The sequence below is a fragment of the Paraburkholderia phymatum genome (genome assembly GCF_038900715.1).
Classification (GTDB): Bacteria; Pseudomonadota; Gammaproteobacteria; order Burkholderiales; family Burkholderiaceae; genus Paraburkholderia; species Paraburkholderia phymatum_A.
The window spans coordinates 30,090-50,630 of sequence record NZ_JAYMRZ010000034.1 but is presented as its reverse complement, the minus strand read 5'-3'; the positions used below and the strand labels follow the sequence as shown (position 1 = coordinate 50,630).

The window sequence follows — 20,541 nt, the reverse complement described above, 5'->3', positions numbered from 1 at the left end:
GAATAAGCAAGTCAAGGAAACCGATGAACACTCAAGCCACACAGCAAATGCTTTTCGTCGACAACCTGCACAAGCAGTACGGCGACAATGAAGTTCTCAAGGGCGTCACGCTGCGCGCGAACCGCGGCGACGTGATCAGCGTGATCGGTTCGTCCGGCTCGGGCAAGAGCACGATGCTCCGCTGCATCAACTTTCTCGAGCAGCCGAACTCCGGGCGCATCTTCGTCGACGGCCAGGAGATCCGCACGCAGAAGGACAAGCAAGGCGCGCTGCGCGTGTCGGACCAGAAGCAGTTGCAACGGATGCGCACGAAACTGTCGATGGTGTTTCAGCACTTCAACCTGTGGACGCACATGACGGTGCTCGAAAACGTCATCGAAGCGCCGCTGCACGTGCTGGGCATGTCGCGCAAGGATGCCGAGGAACGCGCCCGCACATATCTGGAGAAAGTGGGCCTCGCGCCGCGCCTCGAGAAGCAATACCCGTCGCATCTGTCGGGCGGCCAGCAGCAGCGCGTGGCGATCGCCCGCGCGCTGACGATGAACCCCGACGTGATGCTGTTCGACGAGCCCACATCCGCGCTCGACCCCGAGCTGGTCGGCGAAGTGCTGAAGGTCATGCAGACGCTCGCGGAGGAAGGCCGCACGATGATCGTCGTCACGCACGAGATGGCGTTCGCGCGCAACGTGTCGAACCACGTGATGTTCCTGCATCAGGGACGCGTCGAAGAGGAAGGCCATCCCGACGAAGTGTTCAGGAACACGAAGAGTGACCGCCTCAAGCAGTTCCTGTCGGGCAGTCTGAAATAGTTCTGCGATGTAGTTTATGTAGTATTACAGGGCGCTTACCGGCGCCCTTTTTATTGCCCTCGTGACGCCTCACTGTCCCGCCTGCGCCGCATCAAAGCTTCGGCATCCCAACATCTGCGCCACCCACGCTCCGGAACGCCTCTACTCCGGACGATTTATCGCGTCAATAGTGGCAATCCTTGACACCACTCGTTAACACCCGTGCTTCCCTTGTCGGACAAGGCCTGGAGCCCTGTTCGAAGCCCTCGTCGCGCCACTTGTCTCACAGTGGTATTGCAATTTAGAGACATCTTTACCGAGCATCGCTAATTTATTCGCCAACCGAGGGGTATTTTGCTAAATTAGTAACGAAAGTAGCAAAACAAAGTTCAAGAAAAGTAGTTTCACTTCAAAACGAACAGGAGATACCGGTCGCGAGAGAGATCGGCGTGACGATCAGACAGCCACGAAGCTGTATCGACAAAACAACCGATCACCCGCCCATCTCCCAGAAAGGGATTCCTGCTCGGCGCCGCTGGCGTCCGGGCACCACTCGCAGTACTGGCTTTACTTTTTGACAGGGTATGGAGGAGAAGATGAAGAAAGCTTTGGCTGCCGCAGCGCTGCTGACTTTCGGCGTTGCCGCACACGCACAGAGCAGCGTGACGCTGTACGGGCGTCTGGACGCTGGTCTGGAGTACATGACGGGTGTGCCGACGAACCCGAACGCAGCGGGTGCCGCGCAGAGCAGCACGCACCGCTTCCGCGCTGAGAGCGGCGACTGGGGTACCAGCCTGTGGGGCTTGAAGGGCGCTGAAGATCTGGGCGGCGGCACCAAGGCCGTGTTCCAGTTGGAAGGCTCGTTCAACACGATGACGGGCGCAGGCCCTGGCGGCGGCGGTCTCTTCAATCGTTGGGCGACGGTCGGCTTCGCGAACAACCAATACGGTACGTTCACGATGGGCCGCATGCTGTTCATCTCGAACGGCGTGTGGGACTTCGACCCGTTCGGTCAGTCGAACTGGTCGTCGGCATCGCTGGTGCGTGGCCGCAACTGGCCGCAGTCGAGCAACAACGTCGCTTACCAGTCGCCGAAGATCGCAGGCTTTGACTTCTACGGTCAATACGCGCTGTCGAACGCGACGAACTGGAACGGTAACGGCACGACGCCGCAAGGCCGCGAAGCCGGTGCGCAAGTGACCTACACTTCGTCGCTGTTCCAGGTTCGCGGTATCTATGACGAAATCCGCAACCCGGCTAACGGCTTCCTGTACGGCCCGCAAACGGGTCTGATCAACACGGGCAACGCAGCAGGCGGCGTGTTCGCAGCATCGCGCGAATACTCGGCTCTCGTGAACGTGTTCCTCGGCCAGTTCAAGGTTCAGGCTGCGTACCAGGCTATCCGCTCGTCGGGCGCAACGAACGTTCTGCCGGGCCAGCCGACCACGCTCGATCACGAGTGGGGTGGCGTGACGTGGCAAGCAACGCCGGCAGCAGCGCTGATCGCGGCCGTCTACCACGTGAATGCCAACAATGGTGGCGGCAATGCGACGATCTACACGATCGGCGGCTCGTACAACCTGTCGAAGCGCACGCTGCTGGACATTCAGATCGCAACGACCCAGAACAGCAAGGCTGCTAACTTCGGCCTGAACGCGAACAACGCGGGTACGGCAGTCGCAACCGACAACCCGCTGCCGGGTCACAGCCAGTCGGGCGTGTATGCAGGTATCCAGCACTCGTTCTAATCGAACGGTGCAAACAGAAAAGCTTTAACGGAAACGGTTTTCACGCTGCTGCGAGAGGCGCGTATCGGTGCGATGTCCGAAAGGGTGTCGCACCTTTTTTTATTTGCGCAGACGGCGAAGTTCCGGGCCGAAGCTAAGGCACTCCGCTCGTGCATCGAAGCACCGGCGCAGTGCAACGCCGGCGCGCGGTCCAACGAGACGCGCGACGCTCGCAAAGCAAGACGCGCGCGAGCGGCTTACACGGCCGCTTCGTTCTCCTCACCCGTGCGAATGCGGATCACGCGCTCGACATCCGCGACAAAAATCTTGCCGTCGCCGATCTTGCCCGTGCGCGCCGCGCCGATGATCGCATCGATCACCTGATCGGTCTGGTTGTTCGCGACCACGACTTCGATCTTCACTTTCGGCAGAAAATCGACGACGTATTCGGCGCCGCGATACAGCTCGGTATGTCCTTTCTGACGGCCGAAGCCTTTGACCTCGGTGACGGTCAGCCCCGTCAGGCCGACTTCGGCGAGCGCTTCGCGGACTTCGTCGAGCTTGAACGGTTTGATGATGGCGGTGATGCGTTTCATGGCAGGCCTCGTCTCGGTTCGAAAAAGGAAGGTTCAGATGCGTTAGATTCTACGCCGCGCTGCACACGTTGCCAGCATGGGCACGACGCCGCGCGCAGCGGCGCGCACGCGGCGTCAGATAACGACGGATTTCAGGCGGCTTTATCCGGAACCGTTGCAAGATCATCGGTCCAGACGGTCGCTTCCGAATCGCTAGGCGCGCGCCAGTCGCCGCGCGGCGACAGCGATCCGCCCGAGCCCACCTTCGGCGCGTTCGGCACGCAGCTCCGCTTGAACTGGCTCGTCTTGAAGAAGCGCCACAAAAAGATGCCGAGATTGCGCTTGATCGCGGCGAGGTCGTACTCGTTGCGCGCGACGTGCGCGCCTTCGGGCCAGCCGCCCTTCTCCTTGTCGCGCCATGCGTGCAGCGCGAGGTAGGCGACCTTCGAAGGCGCGAAGCCGTAGCGCAGGATGTAGTACAGGTTGAAGTCCTGCAACTCGTAGGGCCCGATGAACGACTCGGTCTTCTGTTCAATCGCCCCAGCCGCCTTGCCGGGCACCAGCTCCGGGCTGATCTCGGTAGCGAGAATGTTGAGCAGCGTGCCGGAACCGCTCTTGCCGATCGCGCCCGTCTCCGCAACCCAGCGCACGAGGTGCGTAATCAGCGTCTTGGGCACACTGGCGTTCACGCTGTAGTGCGACATGTGATCGCCGACGCCATACGTGCACCAGCCGAGTGCCAGCTCGCTCAGATCGCCCGTGCCGATCACGATGCCGTTGTGGAAATTGGCGAGGCGGAACAGATGGTTCGTGCGCTCGCCCGCCTGCACGTTCTCGAACGTGATGTCGTACTTCGCCTCGCCCGCCGAATACGGATGGCCGAGGTCCTTCAACATTTGCTCGCAGCTTGGCCGGATGTCGATTTCCATCGACGTGCAGCCCACCACTTCCATCAGCTCGCGCGCCTGATTCAGCGTGCGGTCGCTGGTCGCGAAGCCCGGCATCGTCACGCCGATGATGTTCGTGCGCGGCAGCTTCAGACGGTCCATTGCCTTTGCGCAGACGAGCAGCGCATGCGTCGAGTCGAGCCCGCCCGACACGCCGATCACGACCTTCTGGATAGCCGACGCCGACAGCCGCTGCACGAGCGCCTGCACCTGGATGTTGTAGACCTCGTTGCAGCGCTCATCGCGGCGCCGCGTATCGGCGGGCACATACGGGAAGCGCTCGACCTCGCGCTCGATCGGCAATGCGCGCGACGTATCGTGATCGATCGCGAAGCGCACGATCCTGAACTTCGCCACTTCTTCCTTGTGACGCTGCACCGACATGCCGAAGGTCGTCTGCCGCATGCGTTCGTGCGAGAGCCGCTCGAGATCGACGTCGGCGAAGATCACGTGCGAGTCGTCGAGAAAGCGCTCGGACTCGGCGAGCATCTCGCCGTTTTCGCAGATCAACGCCTGGCCGTCCCACGCCATATCGGTCGACGATTCGCCGCGGCCCGCCGACGTGTACAGATACGCCGCGAGACAGCGCGCCGACTGCTGGCCGACGAGCTGATGCCGGTAGCCCGACTTGCCGACCACGATGTTCGACGCCGACAGGTTCACGAGCACCGTCGCGCCCGCGAGCGCCGCGAACGACGACGGCGGAACGGGCACCCACACGTCCTCGCAGATCTCGACGTGAAAGCGGAAGTCGGGCACGTCCGTCAGTTCGAACAGCAACGACGCGCCGAACGGCGCGCGCTCGCCGAGCAGATCGATCTCGCGCGCGACGGCGCTGTCGGCGGGCGTGTACTGGCGCGCTTCGTAGAACTCGCCGTAGTTCGGCAGATAGCTCTTCGGCACCACGCCCAGCACGGCGCCGCGCGCGACGACCACCGCGCAGTTGAACAGGCTGTGGTCCACCTTCAGCGGCATGCCGACGATCAGCGCGGCGGACAGCTTCTTCGACGCGTCGACGATCTTTGCCAGCGCTGTCTTGCATGCATCGAGCAGCGCACCCTGATGAAAGAGATCGTCGCAGGTATAGGCGGGAAGGCCGAGTTCGGGAAACGCGACGAGCGCCGCGCCCTTTGCGGCGGCTTCGCGCGCGAGCTTCAGCGTCTCGTCGGCGTTGAAGGCGGGGTCGGCCACCCGGCAGCGCGGCACGCCCACCGCGACGCGCGCAAAGCGATGCGAATACAGGTTAAAGAAATTGCCTTTCATGTCAGAGATTCCTTCGGGCGCGTGCGTCGGCCAATTGAACGGATCGAGCGGATCGAATGAATGGATTGGACCGGACCGATCGGACGACTAGGCGGTCACGCGATACGGCTGCTATCGAACAGCGTAGATGATAAGCGGTAAGCGCATTCCAGGTCTCGATCGCGTGCGCGCAAGCCTTCGCGCAATCGCCGCGCCCGCCGCGAAGACCGCGCCGCGCACTTCGCGCACGCATTTGCATTAACATGGCCGTTCGTCGCGCCGCGGTGGACGCGGTGGAGTTAACACGGTGGAGTAAGCGCCTTGTCATCGAATCGCCGTTGCAACGAGGCGAACGGGTCCCGCGCGCGCAGCACCCGCATATCGGCATCACTCCGTCCTGTCGGGTCGCGAGCCCACGCGAACGCGCCAACAGTATCGCCAACGGTCGAACAGATTGAACCAGGAACGTTTTGATTACCGCGCGGGCATTCTCGCTTCGCCGCTCGAAGTGGATGCCGCCGAGTGGAACGCGCTGCTCAGCCAGCAGGCGCAACCGACGCCTTTCTTGCGCCATGAATTCCTGAGCGCGCTGCACGCGACGCAATGCGCCGTCGCGGACACGGGCTGGGCGCCGCAGTTCGTCACGCTGACCGATCCGCGCACGGGCAAGCTGGCCGCGGCCGCGCCCGTCTACGCGAAAGGCCACTCGTATGGCGAATATGTGTTCGACTGGGCATGGGCCGACGCGTACAAGCGCAACGGCCTGCCCTACTATCCGAAGCTGCTGTGCGCGGTGCCGTTCACGCCCGTGCAGGGCACGCGCCTCATCGCCGCCGACGAGCACGCGCTGCGCCATCTCGCCGCCACGCTGGTCGCGTTCGCCGAGCAGGCCGACGTGTCGTCGCTGCATGTGCTCTTCCCCACCGAAACGGAAGCGCAGGTGCTGACGGACCTCGGCATGATGCAGCGCGAAGGCGTGCAGTTCCACTGGATCAACGAAGGCTATCGCGATTTCGACGAGTTCCTGTCGACGCTCGAACAGAAGAAGCGCAAGAACATCCGCGCCGAACGACGCAAGGTGCGCGAGGCGGGCATCACGTTTCGCCGCGTGCTCGGCGAAGACATCAGCGACGCCGAATGGCGCTTCTTCAGCAAGTGCTATCGGCAGACGTACCGCGAGCATTTTTCGAGTCCGTATCTGAATCTCGACTTCTTCCGGATGATCGGTGCGTCGATGCCCGAGAATCTGATGCTGGTGATCGCCGAATACGAAGGCAAGCCGATTGCCAGCTCGCTCGTCGTCTATCAGCGCGACGGCGCAAACGCGGGCGGCACGCTCTACGGGCGTTACTGGGGCGCGCTCGAACACGTGCCCTGCCTGCACTTCGAAACCGCGTACTACCAGCCGCTCGAATTCTGCATCGAGCGGAAGCTCGGCGTGTTCGAAGGCGGTGCGCAGGGCGAGCACAAGATGGCGCGCGGCTTCATGCCGACCGTCACGCGCTCGGCGCACTGGCTCGCGCATCCGGCGTTCTCGGATGCCGTCGCGCGGTTTCTCGACAGCGAGAAGAATCACATCCACGCGTACGTCGACGAACTGCGCGAACACAACCCGTTCAAGGACTAGGCGCGCGCGATGCCGTGGTTTCTGTATCTGATCGAATGCTCGGACGGCAGCGTCTACACGGGCATCGCCACCGACGTCGCGGCGCGCTTCGACAAGCACTGCAACGGCACGGGCGCGCGCTACACGCGCTCGCGCAAGCCCGTGCGCCTGCTCGCGTCGTTCGAGCTCGCCGACCGGTCGAGCGCATTGCGTGCCGAATACCGCGTCAAGCAGCTCGCGCCCGCGCAGAAGCGGGAGCTGGCGTCGGGCATGCGGACGCTCGAATCCGTGCTGCCCGCGCCGAGCGAAGCAGAGGCGCCGGACGCCGAGGAAGCGTGATCCAGAAGCCTTATCTGGAAACCGACGTGAAGGCGCCGTTGTCCGCGCAGCAACAGTGTTTTCAACAATCGCGCCTCGACGCGCCTCTGACCCGAAAGCATACTTCCCCACACCGAACCAATACCGACGCAGTGCCTCTACCTGGCAGCAACCTCAAGGGGAAAGCAAATGGACGAGCGTAAGCGTGACAGCATGATTGCGTATCTGCGCCGCCGCATGGCGCAAGTCGGCATCAAGATCACCGATCTCACGGCGGCACTCGCCGAAGAGCGCACACGCCAGAAATCGGCGCGCTTTCGCAGCGCTTCCGGCGATACGTGGGACGGCAAAGGCAATCTGCCGCAGTGGCTGAGCCAGGCCGTCAGCGCCGGTCAGTCGATGGAGCACTTCGCCATCGAGAAGCGCGCCACGCGGTCCAAAGCGGCGGCTCGCCCGACCGTCGATTGGCGCCAGGACCCGTTTGCCGGCACGCGGCTCGCGACAGTGCGTCCACAGTAAGGGCGCGCCGCGTCGCCGCCCAAAAAACAAAACGCTCCCGAAGGAGCGTTTTGCCAACAGACTTTCAGCGCGCCGATTACTTCTTGTAGTTCGCGACGCCTTCGCTGATTTCCTTGTGGGCGGCATCGACGCCCGCCCAGCCTTCGACCTTCACCCACTTGCCCTTCTCGAGCGCCTTGTATTGCTCGAAGAAGTGCTTGATCTGATCCTTCAGGTATTGCGGCACGTCGTCGATCGACTTCAGATCCGCCGTCATCGGGCAGATCTTGTCGTGCGGCACGGCGATCAGCTTCGCATCGACGCCCGATTCGTCCGTCATCTGCAGCATGCCCAGCGCACGTGCGCGCACCACGGAACCGGCCAGCAGCGGGAACGGCGTGATAACGAGCACGTCGACGGGGTCGCCGTCGCCCGACAGCGTCTGCGGAATGAAGCCGTAGTTCGCGGGATAACGCATGCCCGTGCCGATGAAGCGATCGACGACGAGCATGCCCAGTTCCTTGTCCGCCTCGTACTTCACCGGATCGCTTTGCGCTGGAATTTCGATGATGACGTTGAAGTCTTGCGGGAGGTCTTTACCAGGGGGGACGTGATTGAAGCTCATGGCGCTCTCTGATCAGGATGAAATGTGAAAGATGGCGCGCGGCGCGCGCTGCGTTCGCGATACGGAACGCGGCGCCGCAACCCGGACACTGCGGAATGCGCCATTATAGCCAATCGGCCAATGACACCCTCGTGGCGATCGGCGCGATAATCGTCTTACGACTGGCGGCTTCCGTTCGCGACGTGCCCGTAGTGCGGGCATCCGTCTTTAGTCGCCGCGCATCGCGCGCGCTGCCAGTCCTGATCGACGGATCCGTTGTGCCCGTCATGCGCGCAAGGCCATCGTCGTCCGCTGTCCCGTTTTTTCGTGGGTCGTCCTCTGTCGCCTCAGGCAAGGAGCATGTGTGGAAGAAGCGAAACACTTCATCGGCGGTGATTGGGCCGCGTCATCGGGTGGGGAGACGATCCCCGTCGTCGATCCCTCCGACGGCCAGCCGTTCACCACGCTCGCGCGCGGCACGGCCGCCGACATCGATACCGCCGTGCAATCCGCGCGCCGCGCGTACGACGGCGCGTGGGGCGCCGCCAGCGCAGCCGAACGCGGCCGTCTGCTGTACCGGCTGTCGATGCTCGTCGCCGCCTGCCACGAAGAGCTGGCGCAGATCGAAGCGCGCGACACGGGCAAGCCGCTCAAGCAGGCGCGCGGCGACGCGGCCGCGCTCGCGCGCTACTTCGAGTTCTATGCAGGCGCCGCCGACAAGCTGCACGGCGAAACGCTGCCCTACCAGAACGGCTACACCGTCTTCACGATCCGCGAGCCGCACGGCGTCACGGGCCACATCGTGCCGTGGAACTATCCGATGCAGATCTTCGGGCGCAGCGTGGGCGCGGCGCTTGCCGCGGGGAACGCGTGCGTCGTGAAGCCCGCCGAGGACGCGTGCCTCTCTGTGCTGCGCGTCGCCGAACTCGCTGCCGAAGCGGGCCTGCCGGCGGGCGCGCTCAACGTCGTCACGGGCTATGGGCACGAAGCAGGCGCGGCACTCGCGCGCCATCCCGGCATCGACCACATTTCGTTCACCGGCTCGCCCGAAACGGGCAAGCTCGTCACGCAGATGGCCGCCGAAAACCACGTGCCCGTCACGCTGGAGCTGGGCGGCAAGTCGCCGCAAATCGTCTTCGCCGATGCCGACCTCGATGCCGCGCTGCCCACGCTCGTCAGCGCGATCGTGCAGAACGCCGGGCAGACCTGCTCGGCGGGCAGCCGCGTGCTGATCGAGCGGAGCATCTACGAGCCGCTGCTCGACCGGCTCGCGACGGCGTTCAGCGAGCTACGCGTCGGTCCGGCGCATGCCGATCTCGACTGCGGACCGCTGATCAGCGCGAAGCAGCAGCGCCGCGTATGGGACTTCCTGTCGGACGCACAGCACGACAGCGTCCCGATGGCGGCGCACGGCGAAGTGATCGCGGAGGCGCCGGAAGACGGCTTCTATCAGGCGCCGACCCTGCTGCGCGACGTGCCGCCCACGCACCGGCTCGCGCGTGAAGAAGTGTTCGGCCCGGTGCTCGCCGCGCTGCCGTTCACCGACGAAGACGAAGCGCTCGCGTTGGCCAACGGCACGCAGTACGGCCTCGTCGCGGGCATCTGGACGCGCGACGGCGCACGCCAGTTGCGCATCGCGAGACGTGTGCGCTCGGGGCAGGTGTTCATCAACAACTATGGCGCGGGCGGCGGCGTCGAGTTGCCGTTCGGCGGCGTCAAGCATTCGGGACACGGCCGCGAGAAAGGCTTCGAAGCGTTGTACGGCTTCACGGTGCTGAAGACCGTCGCAATCAAGCACGGCTGACGCGCAACCCCAATCGATTCGCACAACAACAGCAACCATCTTTCATGGACAGGGAGCAAGGGCAACAGCCCTCACTCCCATTGACAGAGGAGACATCATGCGGCTGACAGGCAAAACGGCCATCGTCACAGGCGGCGGCTCGGGCTTTGGCGAAGGCATCGCGAAAACGTACGCGCGCGAAGGCGCGAACGTCGTCGTCAACGATCTGAACGGTCCGGCGGCCGAGCGCGTCGCGAGCGAGATCGCGCTGGCGGGCGGCAAGGCGATTGCCGTCGCGGGCGACGTCACACGCGCGGACGACTGGAGCGCGTTGCGCGCCGCCGCCATCGGAGACTTCGGCAGCGTGCAGATCGTCGTCAACAACGCGGGCACCACGCATCGGAACAAGCCGGTGCTCGAAGTCACGGAAGCCGAGTTCGACCGCGTGTACGCCGTCAACGTGAAGAGCATTTACTGGAGCGTGCGCGAGTTCGTCCCGTACTTCCGCGAACAAGGCGGCGGCGTGTTCGTCAACATCGCGTCGACGGCGGGCGTGCGGCCGCGCCCAGGCCTCGTCTGGTACAACGGCAGCAAGGGCGCCGTGATCGTCGCGAGCAAGGCGCTTGCCGTCGAGCTCGGGCCTGACCGCATCCGCGTGAACTGCGTGAACCCGGTGATAGGCGAGACGGGCCTGCTGACGGAGTTCATGGGCGTCGAAGACACGCCGGAGAACCGGCAGAAGTTTCTGGCCGGCATTCCGCTCGGCCGCTTCTCGACGCCGCAGGACATCGCGAACGCCGCGCTCTATCTCGCGTCGGACGAAGCGGAGTTCATCACGGGCGTGTGTCTCGAAGTGGACGGCGGACGCTGCGTATAGCGGCGAATGCAGCGTGCGTCCGCGCAGGATGTTCCGGCCATGCGCGGGCGCACGCCGCGCGCCGTACTGCCGCCGTGCTGCGAGAGGCGCGTTAGTCATTGATAACTCGGTGTTTTCCCCGACGTCAAGCGGCTTTTCAGCGCGCATTGAACGTTTAGAATCGCGAACGGCGGTACGTCATTTCCACAATAACGAGCTTTACATAGGACCGGCGTAAGGCGCCAAGCGCCAACGCTGGTCGATAGGAGACACGCGTGTCCAGTCCTGCGAATCCGCTTCACCATCCCGGCGCGGGCGCGCCTTCCACTTTCGAAGAGGCGACCTACAGGAAAGTCGCCTGGCGTCTGACGCCGCTTCTGATGCTCAGCTATGTCGTCGCGTATCTTGACCGCGTGAACGTCGGCTTCGCGAAGCTCGGCATGAGCACCGACCTGGGCCTCTCCGACGCCGTCTACGGTTTCGGCGCGGGCATCTTCTTCATCGGGTATTTCATCTTCGAAGTGCCGAGCAACATCATCCTGCACCGCGTCGGCGCGCGGGTGTGGATCGCGCGGATCATGGTGTCGTGGGGCATCATCTCGATGCTGACGATGTTCGTCACCACGCCCACCATGTTCTACGTGATGCGCTTTCTGCTCGGTCTCGCGGAAGCGGGCTTCTTCCCCGGCATCATCCTGTACCTGACCTACTGGTATCCGGCGCACCGGCGCGGGCGCATGACCACATGGTTCATGACGGCCATCGCGATTTCGGGCGTCGTCGGCGGGCCGATCTCGGGTTACATCCTGAAGGCGTTCAACGGTGCGAACGGCTGGCATGGCTGGCAGTGGCTGTTCCTGCTCGAAGGCATACCGTCGGTGATCGTCGGCATTCTGGTGTTCGTCGTGCTCGACGACCGCATTTCGAAGGCGAAGTGGCTGACGGAGCAGGAGCGCGAACTGCTCGAACGCAATATCGCCGCCGAAGAGGCGACGAAAGAGGATCACTCGATCGGCAAGGTGATGATGAGCCCGCGCGTGCTGCTGATGAGCCTGATCTACTTCTCGTTCGTAATGGGCCTGTATGGCGTGAGCTTCTGGCTGCCGACCATCATCAAGTCGACGGGCGTCACCGATGCGTTCATGATCGGCCTGCTTTCGGCGATTCCGTTCGCCGCCGCCGTCATCGCGATGGTGCTCGTCGCGCGCAGCGCCGACCGCACGCGCGAGCGCCGCTGGCACGTCGCGCTGCCGGGCTTCGCAGGCGCGCTCGGCCTCGTGTTGTCCGTCGTCTGGGCGCACGATACGACGCTCGCGATGGCCGCGCTCACGCTCGCGACGATGGGCATCATCACGACGCTGCCGCTCTTCTGGAGCCTGCCGACGTCGTTCCTCGCGGGCACGGGTGCAGCGGCGGGCATTGCGATGATCAATTCGATCGGCAATCTCGCGGGCTTCCTGAGCCCGTATGCGGTGGGCTGGCTCAAGCAGATCACCTCCACCACCGACTCCGGCATGTACATGCTCGCCGCGTTCATGATTCTCGGCGGACTGCTCGCGATCAGCGTGCCTGCGCGGCTCGTGAACAAGTAGGCGCGCACCGTTCTCGGCGCTTCACGCAAGAAAAAACCCTCGGTAACTACGCAGTCACCGAGGGTTTTTTATATCTGCGCTACCGCGCGATCTGCACTAGCTGCGGCCCGAGCCGTTCAGCCCATCAGACGATATTCATCGCCAACGCGCTCTCGCGATAGTGCTCGCTTGCCTTCGAAGCATCGCCCAGTTGTTCGTGCAGACGCGCGAGCGCACGGTGCGAGCGGATCTTGAGCGTCTCGTTATCGGCTTGCTTGAGCGCCTGTTCGAGGAACGATTGCGCCTTGCCCCACAACTGCTGATGCAGGCACAGACGGCCCAGCGTGAACAGCAGATCGGCGTCGTCGGGGCGCTCCTTGCGCCAGCCTTCGGCCTTCTGGATCAACGGCAGCGCGTCGCCGCCCGTCGTATCCGGATAGCGGCGCAAGAGACGCGCGTCCCAGTTCTGCGCGAGCGCATCCTCGACGATCTTGCGCGCCTCCTGCGGACGGTTCAGCGCAACCAGCAACTCGGCCGCGAGATCGGCGAGGCGCGGCGAATGGCGCTCGGTCGGCGTCAGCGAATGCCATAGTTCGAGCAGCGCGTCGGCATTGTGCCGGCGATCGCGCAACAGGTTTTCCGCCGCCAGTTGACGCAGACGCACGGCCACGGCGGGATGAATCGCCTCGCGCTTTTCGAGCGTCTTCACGAGCTTGAGCACTTCGCCCCAGTTCTTCAACTGCTGCTGCGCGCGCAATGCGATCTGCTGCGCGTGAATGCGGCGGCCGCCCTGCGACTGCATTTCGGTGAGCGCGAGCAGCGCGCCATCGGCATCGCGGCCATCGGCGCGCATGTCGGCCGTCGCCATCAGACGCGCATCCTGCCAGTCGGTTGCATCGATCTGCGCGAGATATTCGTCGCGGCGCGCGTACTCGTGCATCCGGTGCGCGGCGTTCGCCGCGATCAGGCCCGCCGCGCCCTTGTTGTCGGGATTCGCGAGCGAATCGCGCGCGGCCTTTTCGGCGCGCGAAAAGCGCCCGGCATACAGATTCGCGATCGCGTCACGCAACGCCGAATGCGCCTTCGCGACGCGCTGACGCGCGCGGTACGCGGCCACGCGGCGCGGCATGCCCCAGATGTTGCGCACGATGCGCAGCAGCACATACATCACGATGAACGTGACGATCAGGCCGACGACGAACAGGTTCAACGAAATATCGACGCGATACGGCGGATAGACGAGCAGCACCTGGCCGGTGTCGAAGCGCCCGACGAGCGCAAGCACGACGGCGATCGCGAACAGGAATGCGAGCCAGAGAAGTCCACGCAGCGCCATGATTAACCCCGGTTCCGGTACTGATGCACGGCCTGCAGGCTCGTATTCAGGTTCGGCACTTCGACGGTCCCCGAGCCCTGATCGACTTCCTTCACGAGATCGCGCGCGTTCTGGACTTTCTTCGACGACGCGTCGAAGTAACGCGCGAGCGCGTCGTCCGCGGCCTTGAGATCGGACTTGAGCGTGGTCTGGTTACGCGCGAGCAGCGCCAGTCGCGCCGACAGCAGACGCAGCTTCAGGTTCTCGCGCAGGAAGTAGCCCTGATCCGGCGACACGAGCATCGTGTCGGCGTGATCGAGGCGGCGCACCTGCACGAGACTGGTCAGCTGCTGGCCGACGCCCGTCACGAACTGGTTCCACCACACCTTCCACTTCGGCTCGCCCGTAGCGGCCGCGACGCGGTCGACGTCCTTCGGCTCGGCCGCACGCGGCGTCGCGTGCGCGATGGGCGCCTCGCCGGAAAGCGGCAGCTGGTCGACCTGGTCGATCGCATTGTCGAGCTTGATCGCGAGGCCCGTCAGATCCGTCGAGGGCGCGGACTTGAGCTTGTCGATGTCCTGCGCGATCGCCTTGCGCACGGCCAGCGCCTGCGCGCCATCCGAGGCGGCGAGGCGCGTGTCCGCGCTTTGCAGCGCGAAGAGCGCGAGCTGCGTGTTGCCCGTCAACTGCAACTGCTCGCTGGCGCTCGACAGCATCTGGCCGACTTCGGCCATCGTCCAGTCGTCGCGATTGCGCGCGAGATCCGCGTATTGCTGCTGCAGCGCCTGTTGCGAGTTCTGCGCGTCGGCGAGCCTGCCTTCGAGCTGCGCGATCTGCGCGTTCGCGGCCTGCACGGTCGCGACGGCCTGCTCCGTCTTCACGCGCAGCTCGGCAGTCGACGCGTCGTTGGCCTGCTGGCGATGCGACAGCTGTTGATCGAGCTTGATCACCCTGCGGTTCAGCGCGAGGCCGCCCGCGACGGCCACGATGAGCACCAGCGCGATGACGACCCAGAGCAGCCCCGTGCCCTTGCCGCGTTTCGGTTGCTGCATTTCATAAGGCGTAAAGGGTTGATTCGGCGGCAGCGTGGTGGCGGGCCGCGGCGCGGAGTTGGGCGTGGGATTCGTGGATGCGTTGGTATCAGTCATGCGTTCTTGTGCCGGGTTGGACTGGACCGGTTGAACTTCGGGAGGAACAGCGAGGGACAACAGCGTGCGCGCGATACGTTCATCGCCCGCACCGGACACCGTAATGCTATCAAAACCCAATCCCCGCGCGGTTTCCGCGATGCGCGGATGGGGCGCGACGAACATCGCGCGTTTCAGTTGCGCTTGCTCGCTGACGGTCAGATGGTCATTCGCGAGTTCGCCGAGATTGCGCACGCCTTCGGAACTGGTCACGAGCCACGCGTGCGGCATCTTCGATTCGCCGGACAACAGCGCATGAACGCGCGACCATGCGCCGATCGACGGCTCGGGCACGAGCCGCCGGTAAGCCGCGACGGTCTCGACTTCGGCGCCCGCTTCGCGCAGACGGTCGGCGAGCCACTCGCGGCCGCCGTCGCCGCGCACGATCAGCACGCGCTTGCCTTCGAATGCGTTCTCGCCGAGCGACGCTTCGAGCGCCGCGTACAGCGCTTCGGAGTCGAAGCGCGCGCCATCGTTGTCGTCGGCGGAAGCGCCCGGGCTGATCACCGCGTATGCGGGCGCTTCGACGCCGTGCTTCGCGAGCGCCGCGACGCTGCCCGGACCGACGACGCCGACGGGCAGCGCATGCGGCCATATCGCGTCATGGCGCGCGAACGCGTAGTCGACGGCATTCGGCGACACGAACACGACGAGCGCGTACCGGTCGAGCGACGCGAGCGCCGCGCGCAGCGGGCCTTCGTCGTCGGCGGGCGCGATCTCGATCAGCGGAAATTCGACGGTCGCGACACCCGCGTCGTGCAGCAGCTTGGCGAGCGTATCGGACTGTCCCGCCGGCCTCGTCAGCACGACGCTCAGGTGCGCGCCGCGCGACGGGCCTGCGCCGTCCGTCGACGGGGAATCAGCGGATGTCGGATTCGAGCCGGCCGCCATCACGGGGCATTCGCCGGGCCGGCCGCCGTGCTCAGCGCGCGGACGATGTCCAGCGCGCCTTGCGCTTCGAGCTGCCTCGCGACTTCGCGGCCGAGTTCGAGCGCGGCGCCCGTGGTCGGCGCGGGCGCCGAGGCCTGTGCGGAGAGCACGCGCTGCCCGTCGGGCGTCGCGACGATGCCGCGCAGATGCAGCGCGCCGTCATGCCAGATCGCGTAGGCCGCGAGCGGCACTTCGCAACTGCCGCCGAGCGCGCGCGACACCATGCGCTCCGCTTCGACGGCGGCGGCCGTGTGCTCGTGATGCAGCGGCGCGAGCCACGCGGCGAGGTCCGCGCGGTCCGCGCGAATCTCGATGCCGAGCGCGCCCTGGCCCGCGGCGGGGAGGCTATCGGCGGGATCGAGCAGCGAACGGATGCGCGCGGCGAGACCGAGACGCTTCAGCCCTGCGGCGGCAAGAATGATGGCCGCGTAGTCGCCGCGATCGAGCTTGGCGAGCCGCGTATCGAGATTGCCGCGCAGCGGCTTCACGATCAGTTCCGGATAGCGCACGCGGAGCATCGCTTCGCGGCGCAGGCTCGACGTGCCGACCACGCTGCCGGGCGGCAGCGCGGCCAGCGTGTCGTACTGGTTCGAGACGAACGCATCGCGCGGGTCTTCGCGCTCCATGATGGTGGACAGCGCAAAGCCTTCGGGCAGTTCCATCGGCACGTCTTTCAGCGAATGAACGGCGAGATCGGCACGGCCGTCGGCGAGCGCGTTCTCCAGCTCCTTCACGAACAGCCCCTTGCCGCCTACCTTCGACAGCGTGCGATCGAGAATCTGATCGCCGCGTGTCGTCATTCCGAGGATTTTTACGTCGCAAGATGGATATAATTTGTGCAGCGCACACCGCACGTGCTCGGCCTGCCACATTGCAAGGCGGCTTTCCCGCGACGCGATGACGAGCGTAGTGGGCGGCGTGAGCGCAAGCGTCTCGGAATTCATTGATTGAGTCATTGAACGACGGGATGTGATAACAAACAATGTTAGCACGCGCTTCGGCAACCTCTCGCTGGCCGCACGGCCATGCCGAAGCAGTTCGATGGAGGAGACGGGTTCGCGCACGGTGTCGGCAGCGGACTGCTCCATGAGCCGTATCGATTCGTGACTTGCGTGGCCGCCAGAAGCCCGAGCACGGTCGTTCGCGCGTCGATGCGCCGCATGCGCGATCATCTAATGCGGCGCAGCACGCACAACCGGCCCTTCCTCCATCGCGCGCCGCTTCGTTGACAGGCTTTTAGCGCAGTTCCCCGCAGTAACCGAAGTTGCAGTCCACATTCTTTAGACCCTGGCTTTCCTGAGGAAACATCGTGACGTCTTCCGGATCGGCGCGCCCTGCCCGCCGCAACACTGCCTCGCCCGACGCTGCAAACGCCGCATCGGCCGCTTCCGCCGTCAAGGCTGTCAAGGCCGCGAAGGCCCTGAAAGCAACGCAAGCCCTCGAATCCGGCAAGACCGGCAAATCCACGAAGACCAAGGCGGCCAAGGCGGCCGCCAACAGCCTGTCGAAACGAATCAAGAACAACGGCGGCAGCAAGCAGCAGGCCGCGCCACTGAAAGACAACGCCCGCACGCGTGAGGACAAGGACCAGCCGCTCTTCGAGGACATCCGCTATCTGGGGCGGCTGCTCGGCGACGTGGTGCGCGAGCAGGAAGGCGACGAAGTGTTCGACGTGGTCGAGACGATTCGCCAGCACGCGGTGCGCTTTCGCCGCGAGGACGACAGCGTCGCCGCGCAGACGCTCGAAAAGAAACTACGCGCGCTGTCGCCCGAGCAGACGGTGAGCGTCGTGCGCGCGTTCAGCTACTTCTCGCATCTCGCGAACATCGCCGAAGACCGCCATCGCAACCGCCGGCACCGCATTCACGATCTGGCCGGCTCGACGTCGCAGCCGGGCACGGTCGCGCACGCGCTCGACCGTCTCGTCGAAGCGAACGCCGCCGCGACGCCCGTCTTGCAGCAGTTCTTCAACGACGCGCTGATCGTCCCCGTGCTGACGGCGCACCCGACGGAAGTGCAGCGCAAGAGCATTCTCGACGCGCAGCACGACATCGCGCGGCTCCTCGCCGAGCGCGACCAGCCGCTGACCGCGCGCGAGAGCCTGCAGAACGACTCGTTGCTGCGCGCGCGCGTGACGTCGCTGTGGCAAACGCGCATGCTGCGCGATTCGCGCCTGACCGTCGCCGATGAAATCGAGAACGCGCTGTCGTACTACCGCGCGACGTTCCTCGAAGAGATTCCCGCGCTCTACGCCGATATCGAAGAAGCGCTGGTCGAGCACGGCCTCGACGCGCGCCTGCCGTCCTTCTTCCAGATGGGCAGCTGGATCGGCGGCGATCGCGACGGCAATCCGAACGTCACGGGCGAAACGCTCGAAAACGCGATCACGCGCCAGGCTGCGGTGATCTTCGAGCACTATCTGGAGCAGGTGCACAAGCTCGGCGCGGAGCTGTCGGTGTCGAATCTGCTGGCGGGCGCAAGCGACGCGGTGAAGGCGCTCGCGGACGCCTCGCCCGATCACTCGCCGCATCGCACCGACGAGCCGTACCGGCGCGCGCTGATCGGCATCTACACGCGCCTTGCCGCGAGCGCGCGCGTGCGTCTCGGTGAAGGCGTCGTGCCCGTGCGCAGCGCGGGCCCCGGCGTGCCGAAGATTCGCGCGATCCCGTATGGCGACGCTTCGGAGTTCGTGCGCGATCTGCACGTGCTGATCGAGTCGCTCGCCGAGCATCACGGCGCGTCGCTCGCGACGCCGCGACTGTCGCCGTTGACGCGCGCGGCCGAAGTGTTCGGCTTCCATCTGGCGAGCATCGACCTGCGCCAAAGCTCCGACATTCACGAAGCGGTGATCGCCGAGCTGCTGCGCCGCGCGGGTGTCGAAAGCGATTACGCCGCGCTGCCCGAAGCGGACAAGCAGCGCGTGCTGCTCGCGGAACTGTCGCAGCCGCGCCTGTTGCGCTCGCCGTACGTCGAGTACTCGGATCTCGTGAAGAGCGAACTGGGCGTGCTCGAACAGGCGCGCGTGACGCGCGAGAAGTTCGGCGCGCGCGCGGTGCGCAACTACATCATTTCGCACACGGAGACGGTGAGCGATCTCGTCGAAGTGATGCTGCTGCAAAAGGAAGCGGGGCTGCTGCAAGGCTCGCTCGGCAATCCCGTCGATCCGGCGCGCGCCGGCCTGATGGTGATCCCGCTCTTCGAGACGATTCCCGACTTGCGCAACGCGCCGCACATCATGCGCGACCTGCTCGCGCTGCCGGGCATCGATGCGATCATCGAGCACCAGGGCAAAGAGCAGGAAGTGATGCTCGGCTATTCGGACAGCAACAAGGACGGCGGCTTCCTGACGTCGAACTGGGAGCTGTATCGCGCGGAGCTTGCGCTCGTGTCGCTCTTCAACGAGCGCAACATCACGATGCGTCTGTTCCATGGCCGCGGCGGCACGGTCGGACGCGGCGGCGGCCCGACGTATCAGGCGATCCTGTCGCAGCCGCCTGGCACCGTCGATGGCCAGATCCGCTTGACGGAACAGGGCGAAGTGATCGCGAGCAAGTTCGGCAACCCGGAGATCGGCCGGCGCAATCTGGAGACGGTCGTTGCCGCGACGCTCGAAGCCTCGCTGCTGCCGCACGGCAATGCGCCCGCGCAGCTGCCCGACTTCGAGGAGACGATGCAGACGCTCTCCGACGCCGCGATGGCGTCGTACCGCGCGCTCGTCTATGAGACGCCGGGCTTCACCGACTACTTCTTCTCGTCGACGCCGATCTCGGAGATCGCCGAGCTGAACATCGGCAGCCGGCCGGCGTCGCGCAAGCTGCAGGACCCGAAGCAACGCAAGATCGAGGACCTGCGCGCAATTCCGTGGGGCTTTTCATGGGGGCAATGCCGGTTGCTGCTGACGGGCTGGTATGGGTTCGGCAGCGCCGTCGCCGGATGGCTCGACGCGTCCGACTCGAACATGGAGCGCGAGCGCCGGTTGAACCTGCTGCGCAAGATGCACAAGACGTGGCCGTTCTTCTCGACCCTGCTGTCCAACATGGACATGGTGCTCGCGAAGACGGACCTCGCGGTGGCGTCGCGCTATGCGGCGCTCGTCACCGACAAGAAGCTGCGCAAGCATGTGTTCGAGCGCATCGTCGCTGAGTGGGAGCGGACGTCGAATGTGCTTACCGAGATCACGGGCAGGAAGGAACGGCTTTCCGATAATCCGTTGCTCGCGCGCTCGATCAAGAACCGCTTCCCTTATCTCGATCCGTTGAATCACCTGCAGGTGGAGCTTTTGAAGCGGCACCGCGGCGGGGATACGAACCTGCGCGTTCGGCGCGGGATTCATTTGACGATCAATGGGATTGCGGCGGGATTGAGGAATACTGGTTAATCTTTGCCCTGCGGGCGGCGGGTCTTTTTTGATTCGCCGCTTTTTCTTTTTTGTCTGCGACCGCTTTTTGGTTTTTATGGCTTGCTGCCGGCGTCCGCGATGCGCCTCGCGGCGCGGGCGTTGCCCCTGTGCGGGGCGGCACTCACTTTCTTTGCCGCCGCAAAGAAAGTAAGCAAAGAAAGCGGGCTCACACCGCCAGTACTTGACGATTACCCA

General features: G+C 64.7%; 15 protein-coding genes. 9 read left to right on the top strand and 6 right to left on the bottom strand.

Annotation, left to right across the window (positions count from 1 at the left end; genetic code table 11):
• Nucleotides 1–23: 23 nt before the first annotated feature.
• Both VSR68_RS38495 and VSR68_RS38490 read left to right on the top strand, forming a co-directional pair.
• On the top strand, nt 24–809 hold the full coding sequence (locus VSR68_RS38495; protein ID WP_342944753.1) for an ABC transporter ATP-binding protein: 786 nt from the start codon (nt 24–26) through the stop codon (nt 807–809).
• Nucleotides 810–1,384: 575 nt separating this feature from the next.
• A complete protein-coding gene (locus VSR68_RS38490) occupies nt 1,385–2,536 on the top strand; it encodes a porin (protein ID WP_342944752.1) in 1,152 nt (383 codons plus the stop codon).
• A 236-nt stretch (nt 2,537–2,772) separates the two neighbouring features.
• On the opposite strand, the gene VSR68_RS38485 is transcribed toward VSR68_RS38490, so the two are convergent.
• Together VSR68_RS38485 and VSR68_RS38480 are read right to left on the bottom strand one after the other, a co-directional pair.
• Complete coding sequence (locus VSR68_RS38485) at nt 2,773–3,111, bottom strand: P-II family nitrogen regulator (protein WP_087734445.1); 339 nt, start codon at nt 3,109–3,111, stop codon at nt 2,773–2,775.
• A gap of 131 nt (nt 3,112–3,242) precedes the next feature.
• Nucleotides 3,243–5,300, bottom strand: a complete 2,058-nt coding sequence (locus VSR68_RS38480) for an NAD(+) synthase (RefSeq protein ID WP_342944751.1) — start codon at nt 5,298–5,300, stop codon at nt 3,243–3,245.
• 433 nt (nt 5,301–5,733) lie between these two features.
• On the opposite strand from VSR68_RS38480, the gene VSR68_RS38475 reads away from it, so the two are divergent.
• The 3 genes from VSR68_RS38475 to VSR68_RS38465 all read left to right on the top strand — a co-directional run bounded on the left by VSR68_RS38475 (nt 5,734) and on the right by VSR68_RS38465 (nt 7,722).
• On the top strand, nt 5,734–6,906 hold the full coding sequence (locus tag VSR68_RS38475) for a GNAT family N-acetyltransferase (protein WP_342944750.1): 1,173 nt from the start codon (nt 5,734–5,736) through the stop codon (nt 6,904–6,906).
• A 9-nt stretch (nt 6,907–6,915) separates the two neighbouring features.
• The gene (locus tag VSR68_RS38470; protein ID WP_342944749.1) at nt 6,916–7,224 is read left to right on the top strand and encodes a GIY-YIG nuclease family protein; all 309 of its coding nucleotides are present in this window, start codon (nt 6,916–6,918) and stop codon (nt 7,222–7,224) included.
• Nucleotides 7,225–7,392: 168 nt separating this feature from the next.
• Nucleotides 7,393–7,722, top strand: coding sequence for an H-NS family nucleoid-associated regulatory protein (locus VSR68_RS38465; protein WP_342944748.1), 330 nt, complete (start codon nt 7,393–7,395; stop codon nt 7,720–7,722).
• 76 nt (nt 7,723–7,798) lie between these two features.
• Here VSR68_RS38465 and ppa read toward each other — a convergent pair whose 3' ends face one another.
• A complete protein-coding gene (gene ppa / locus VSR68_RS38460) occupies nt 7,799–8,326 on the bottom strand; it encodes an inorganic diphosphatase (protein WP_087734441.1) in 528 nt (175 codons plus the stop codon).
• 343 nt (nt 8,327–8,669) lie between these two features.
• Here ppa and VSR68_RS38455 point away from each other — a divergent pair, with 343 nt between their 5' ends.
• From VSR68_RS38455 to VSR68_RS38445, 3 genes are all read left to right on the top strand, one after another.
• Nucleotides 8,670–10,109 carry an aldehyde dehydrogenase family protein gene (locus tag VSR68_RS38455; RefSeq protein WP_342944747.1) on the top strand — a complete coding sequence of 480 codons (1,440 nt, stop codon included), beginning with the start codon at nt 8,670–8,672 and terminating at the stop codon, nt 10,107–10,109.
• 97 nt (nt 10,110–10,206) lie between these two features.
• A complete protein-coding gene (locus VSR68_RS38450) occupies nt 10,207–10,965 on the top strand; it encodes an SDR family oxidoreductase (protein WP_342944746.1) in 759 nt (252 codons plus the stop codon).
• A 254-nt stretch (nt 10,966–11,219) separates the two neighbouring features.
• Nucleotides 11,220–12,536, top strand: coding sequence for an MFS transporter (locus VSR68_RS38445; RefSeq protein ID WP_342944745.1), 1,317 nt, complete (start codon nt 11,220–11,222; stop codon nt 12,534–12,536).
• A 124-nt stretch (nt 12,537–12,660) separates the two neighbouring features.
• Here VSR68_RS38445 and VSR68_RS38440 read toward each other — a convergent pair whose 3' ends face one another.
• Genes VSR68_RS38440 through hemC form a run of 3 tightly spaced genes read right to left on the bottom strand, consistent with a single transcriptional unit; the run spans nt 12,661 to nt 16,891 of the window.
• Nucleotides 12,661–13,851 (bottom strand): heme biosynthesis protein HemY, encoded by a 1,191-nt coding sequence (locus VSR68_RS38440; protein ID WP_342944744.1) that lies wholly within the window; start codon nt 13,849–13,851, stop codon nt 12,661–12,663.
• Nucleotides 13,852–13,853: 2 nt separating this feature from the next.
• Entirely contained in the window at nt 13,854–15,908 is a 2,055-nt protein-coding gene (hemDX, locus tag VSR68_RS38435) for a fused uroporphyrinogen-III synthase HemD/membrane protein HemX (RefSeq protein WP_342944784.1), read from the bottom strand.
• On the bottom strand, nt 15,908–16,891 hold the full coding sequence (gene hemC / locus VSR68_RS38430) for a hydroxymethylbilane synthase (protein WP_342944783.1): 984 nt from the start codon (nt 16,889–16,891) through the stop codon (nt 15,908–15,910). Before hemC ends, hemDX begins: the two co-directional genes overlap by 1 nt.
• A gap of 365 nt (nt 16,892–17,256) precedes the next feature.
• On the opposite strand from hemC, the gene ppc reads away from it, so the two are divergent.
• Nucleotides 17,257–20,325: a phosphoenolpyruvate carboxylase gene (ppc, locus tag VSR68_RS38425; protein WP_342944743.1), complete on the top strand. Its 3,069-nt coding sequence runs from the start codon at nt 17,257–17,259 to the stop codon at nt 20,323–20,325.
• Nucleotides 20,326–20,541: the final 216 nt, after the last annotated feature.

Coding starts and splice junctions, on each gene's coding strand:
- VSR68_RS38470 (WP_342944749.1), top strand. CDS start 6,916: ATGCCGTGGTTTCTGTATCTGATCGAATGCTCGGACGGCAGCGTCTAC.
- VSR68_RS38490 (WP_342944752.1), top strand. CDS start 1,385: ATGAAGAAAGCTTTGGCTGCCGCAGCGCTGCTGACTTTCGGCGTTGCC.
- VSR68_RS38450 (WP_342944746.1), top strand. CDS start 10,207: ATGCGGCTGACAGGCAAAACGGCCATCGTCACAGGCGGCGGCTCGGGC.
- ppa (WP_087734441.1), bottom strand. CDS start 8,326: ATGAGCTTCAATCACGTCCCCCCTGGTAAAGACCTCCCGCAAGACTTC.
- VSR68_RS38465 (WP_342944748.1), top strand. CDS start 7,393: ATGGACGAGCGTAAGCGTGACAGCATGATTGCGTATCTGCGCCGCCGC.
- VSR68_RS38485 (WP_087734445.1), bottom strand. CDS start 3,111: ATGAAACGCATCACCGCCATCATCAAACCGTTCAAGCTCGACGAAGTC.
- VSR68_RS38440 (WP_342944744.1), bottom strand. CDS start 13,851: ATGGCGCTGCGTGGACTTCTCTGGCTCGCATTCCTGTTCGCGATCGCC.
- VSR68_RS38495 (WP_342944753.1), top strand. CDS start 24: ATGAACACTCAAGCCACACAGCAAATGCTTTTCGTCGACAACCTGCAC.
- VSR68_RS38480 (WP_342944751.1), bottom strand. CDS start 5,300: ATGAAAGGCAATTTCTTTAACCTGTATTCGCATCGCTTTGCGCGCGTC.
- hemDX (WP_342944784.1), bottom strand. CDS start 15,908: ATGGCGGCCGGCTCGAATCCGACATCCGCTGATTCCCCGTCGACGGAC.
- hemC (WP_342944783.1), bottom strand. CDS start 16,891: ATGAATTCCGAGACGCTTGCGCTCACGCCGCCCACTACGCTCGTCATC.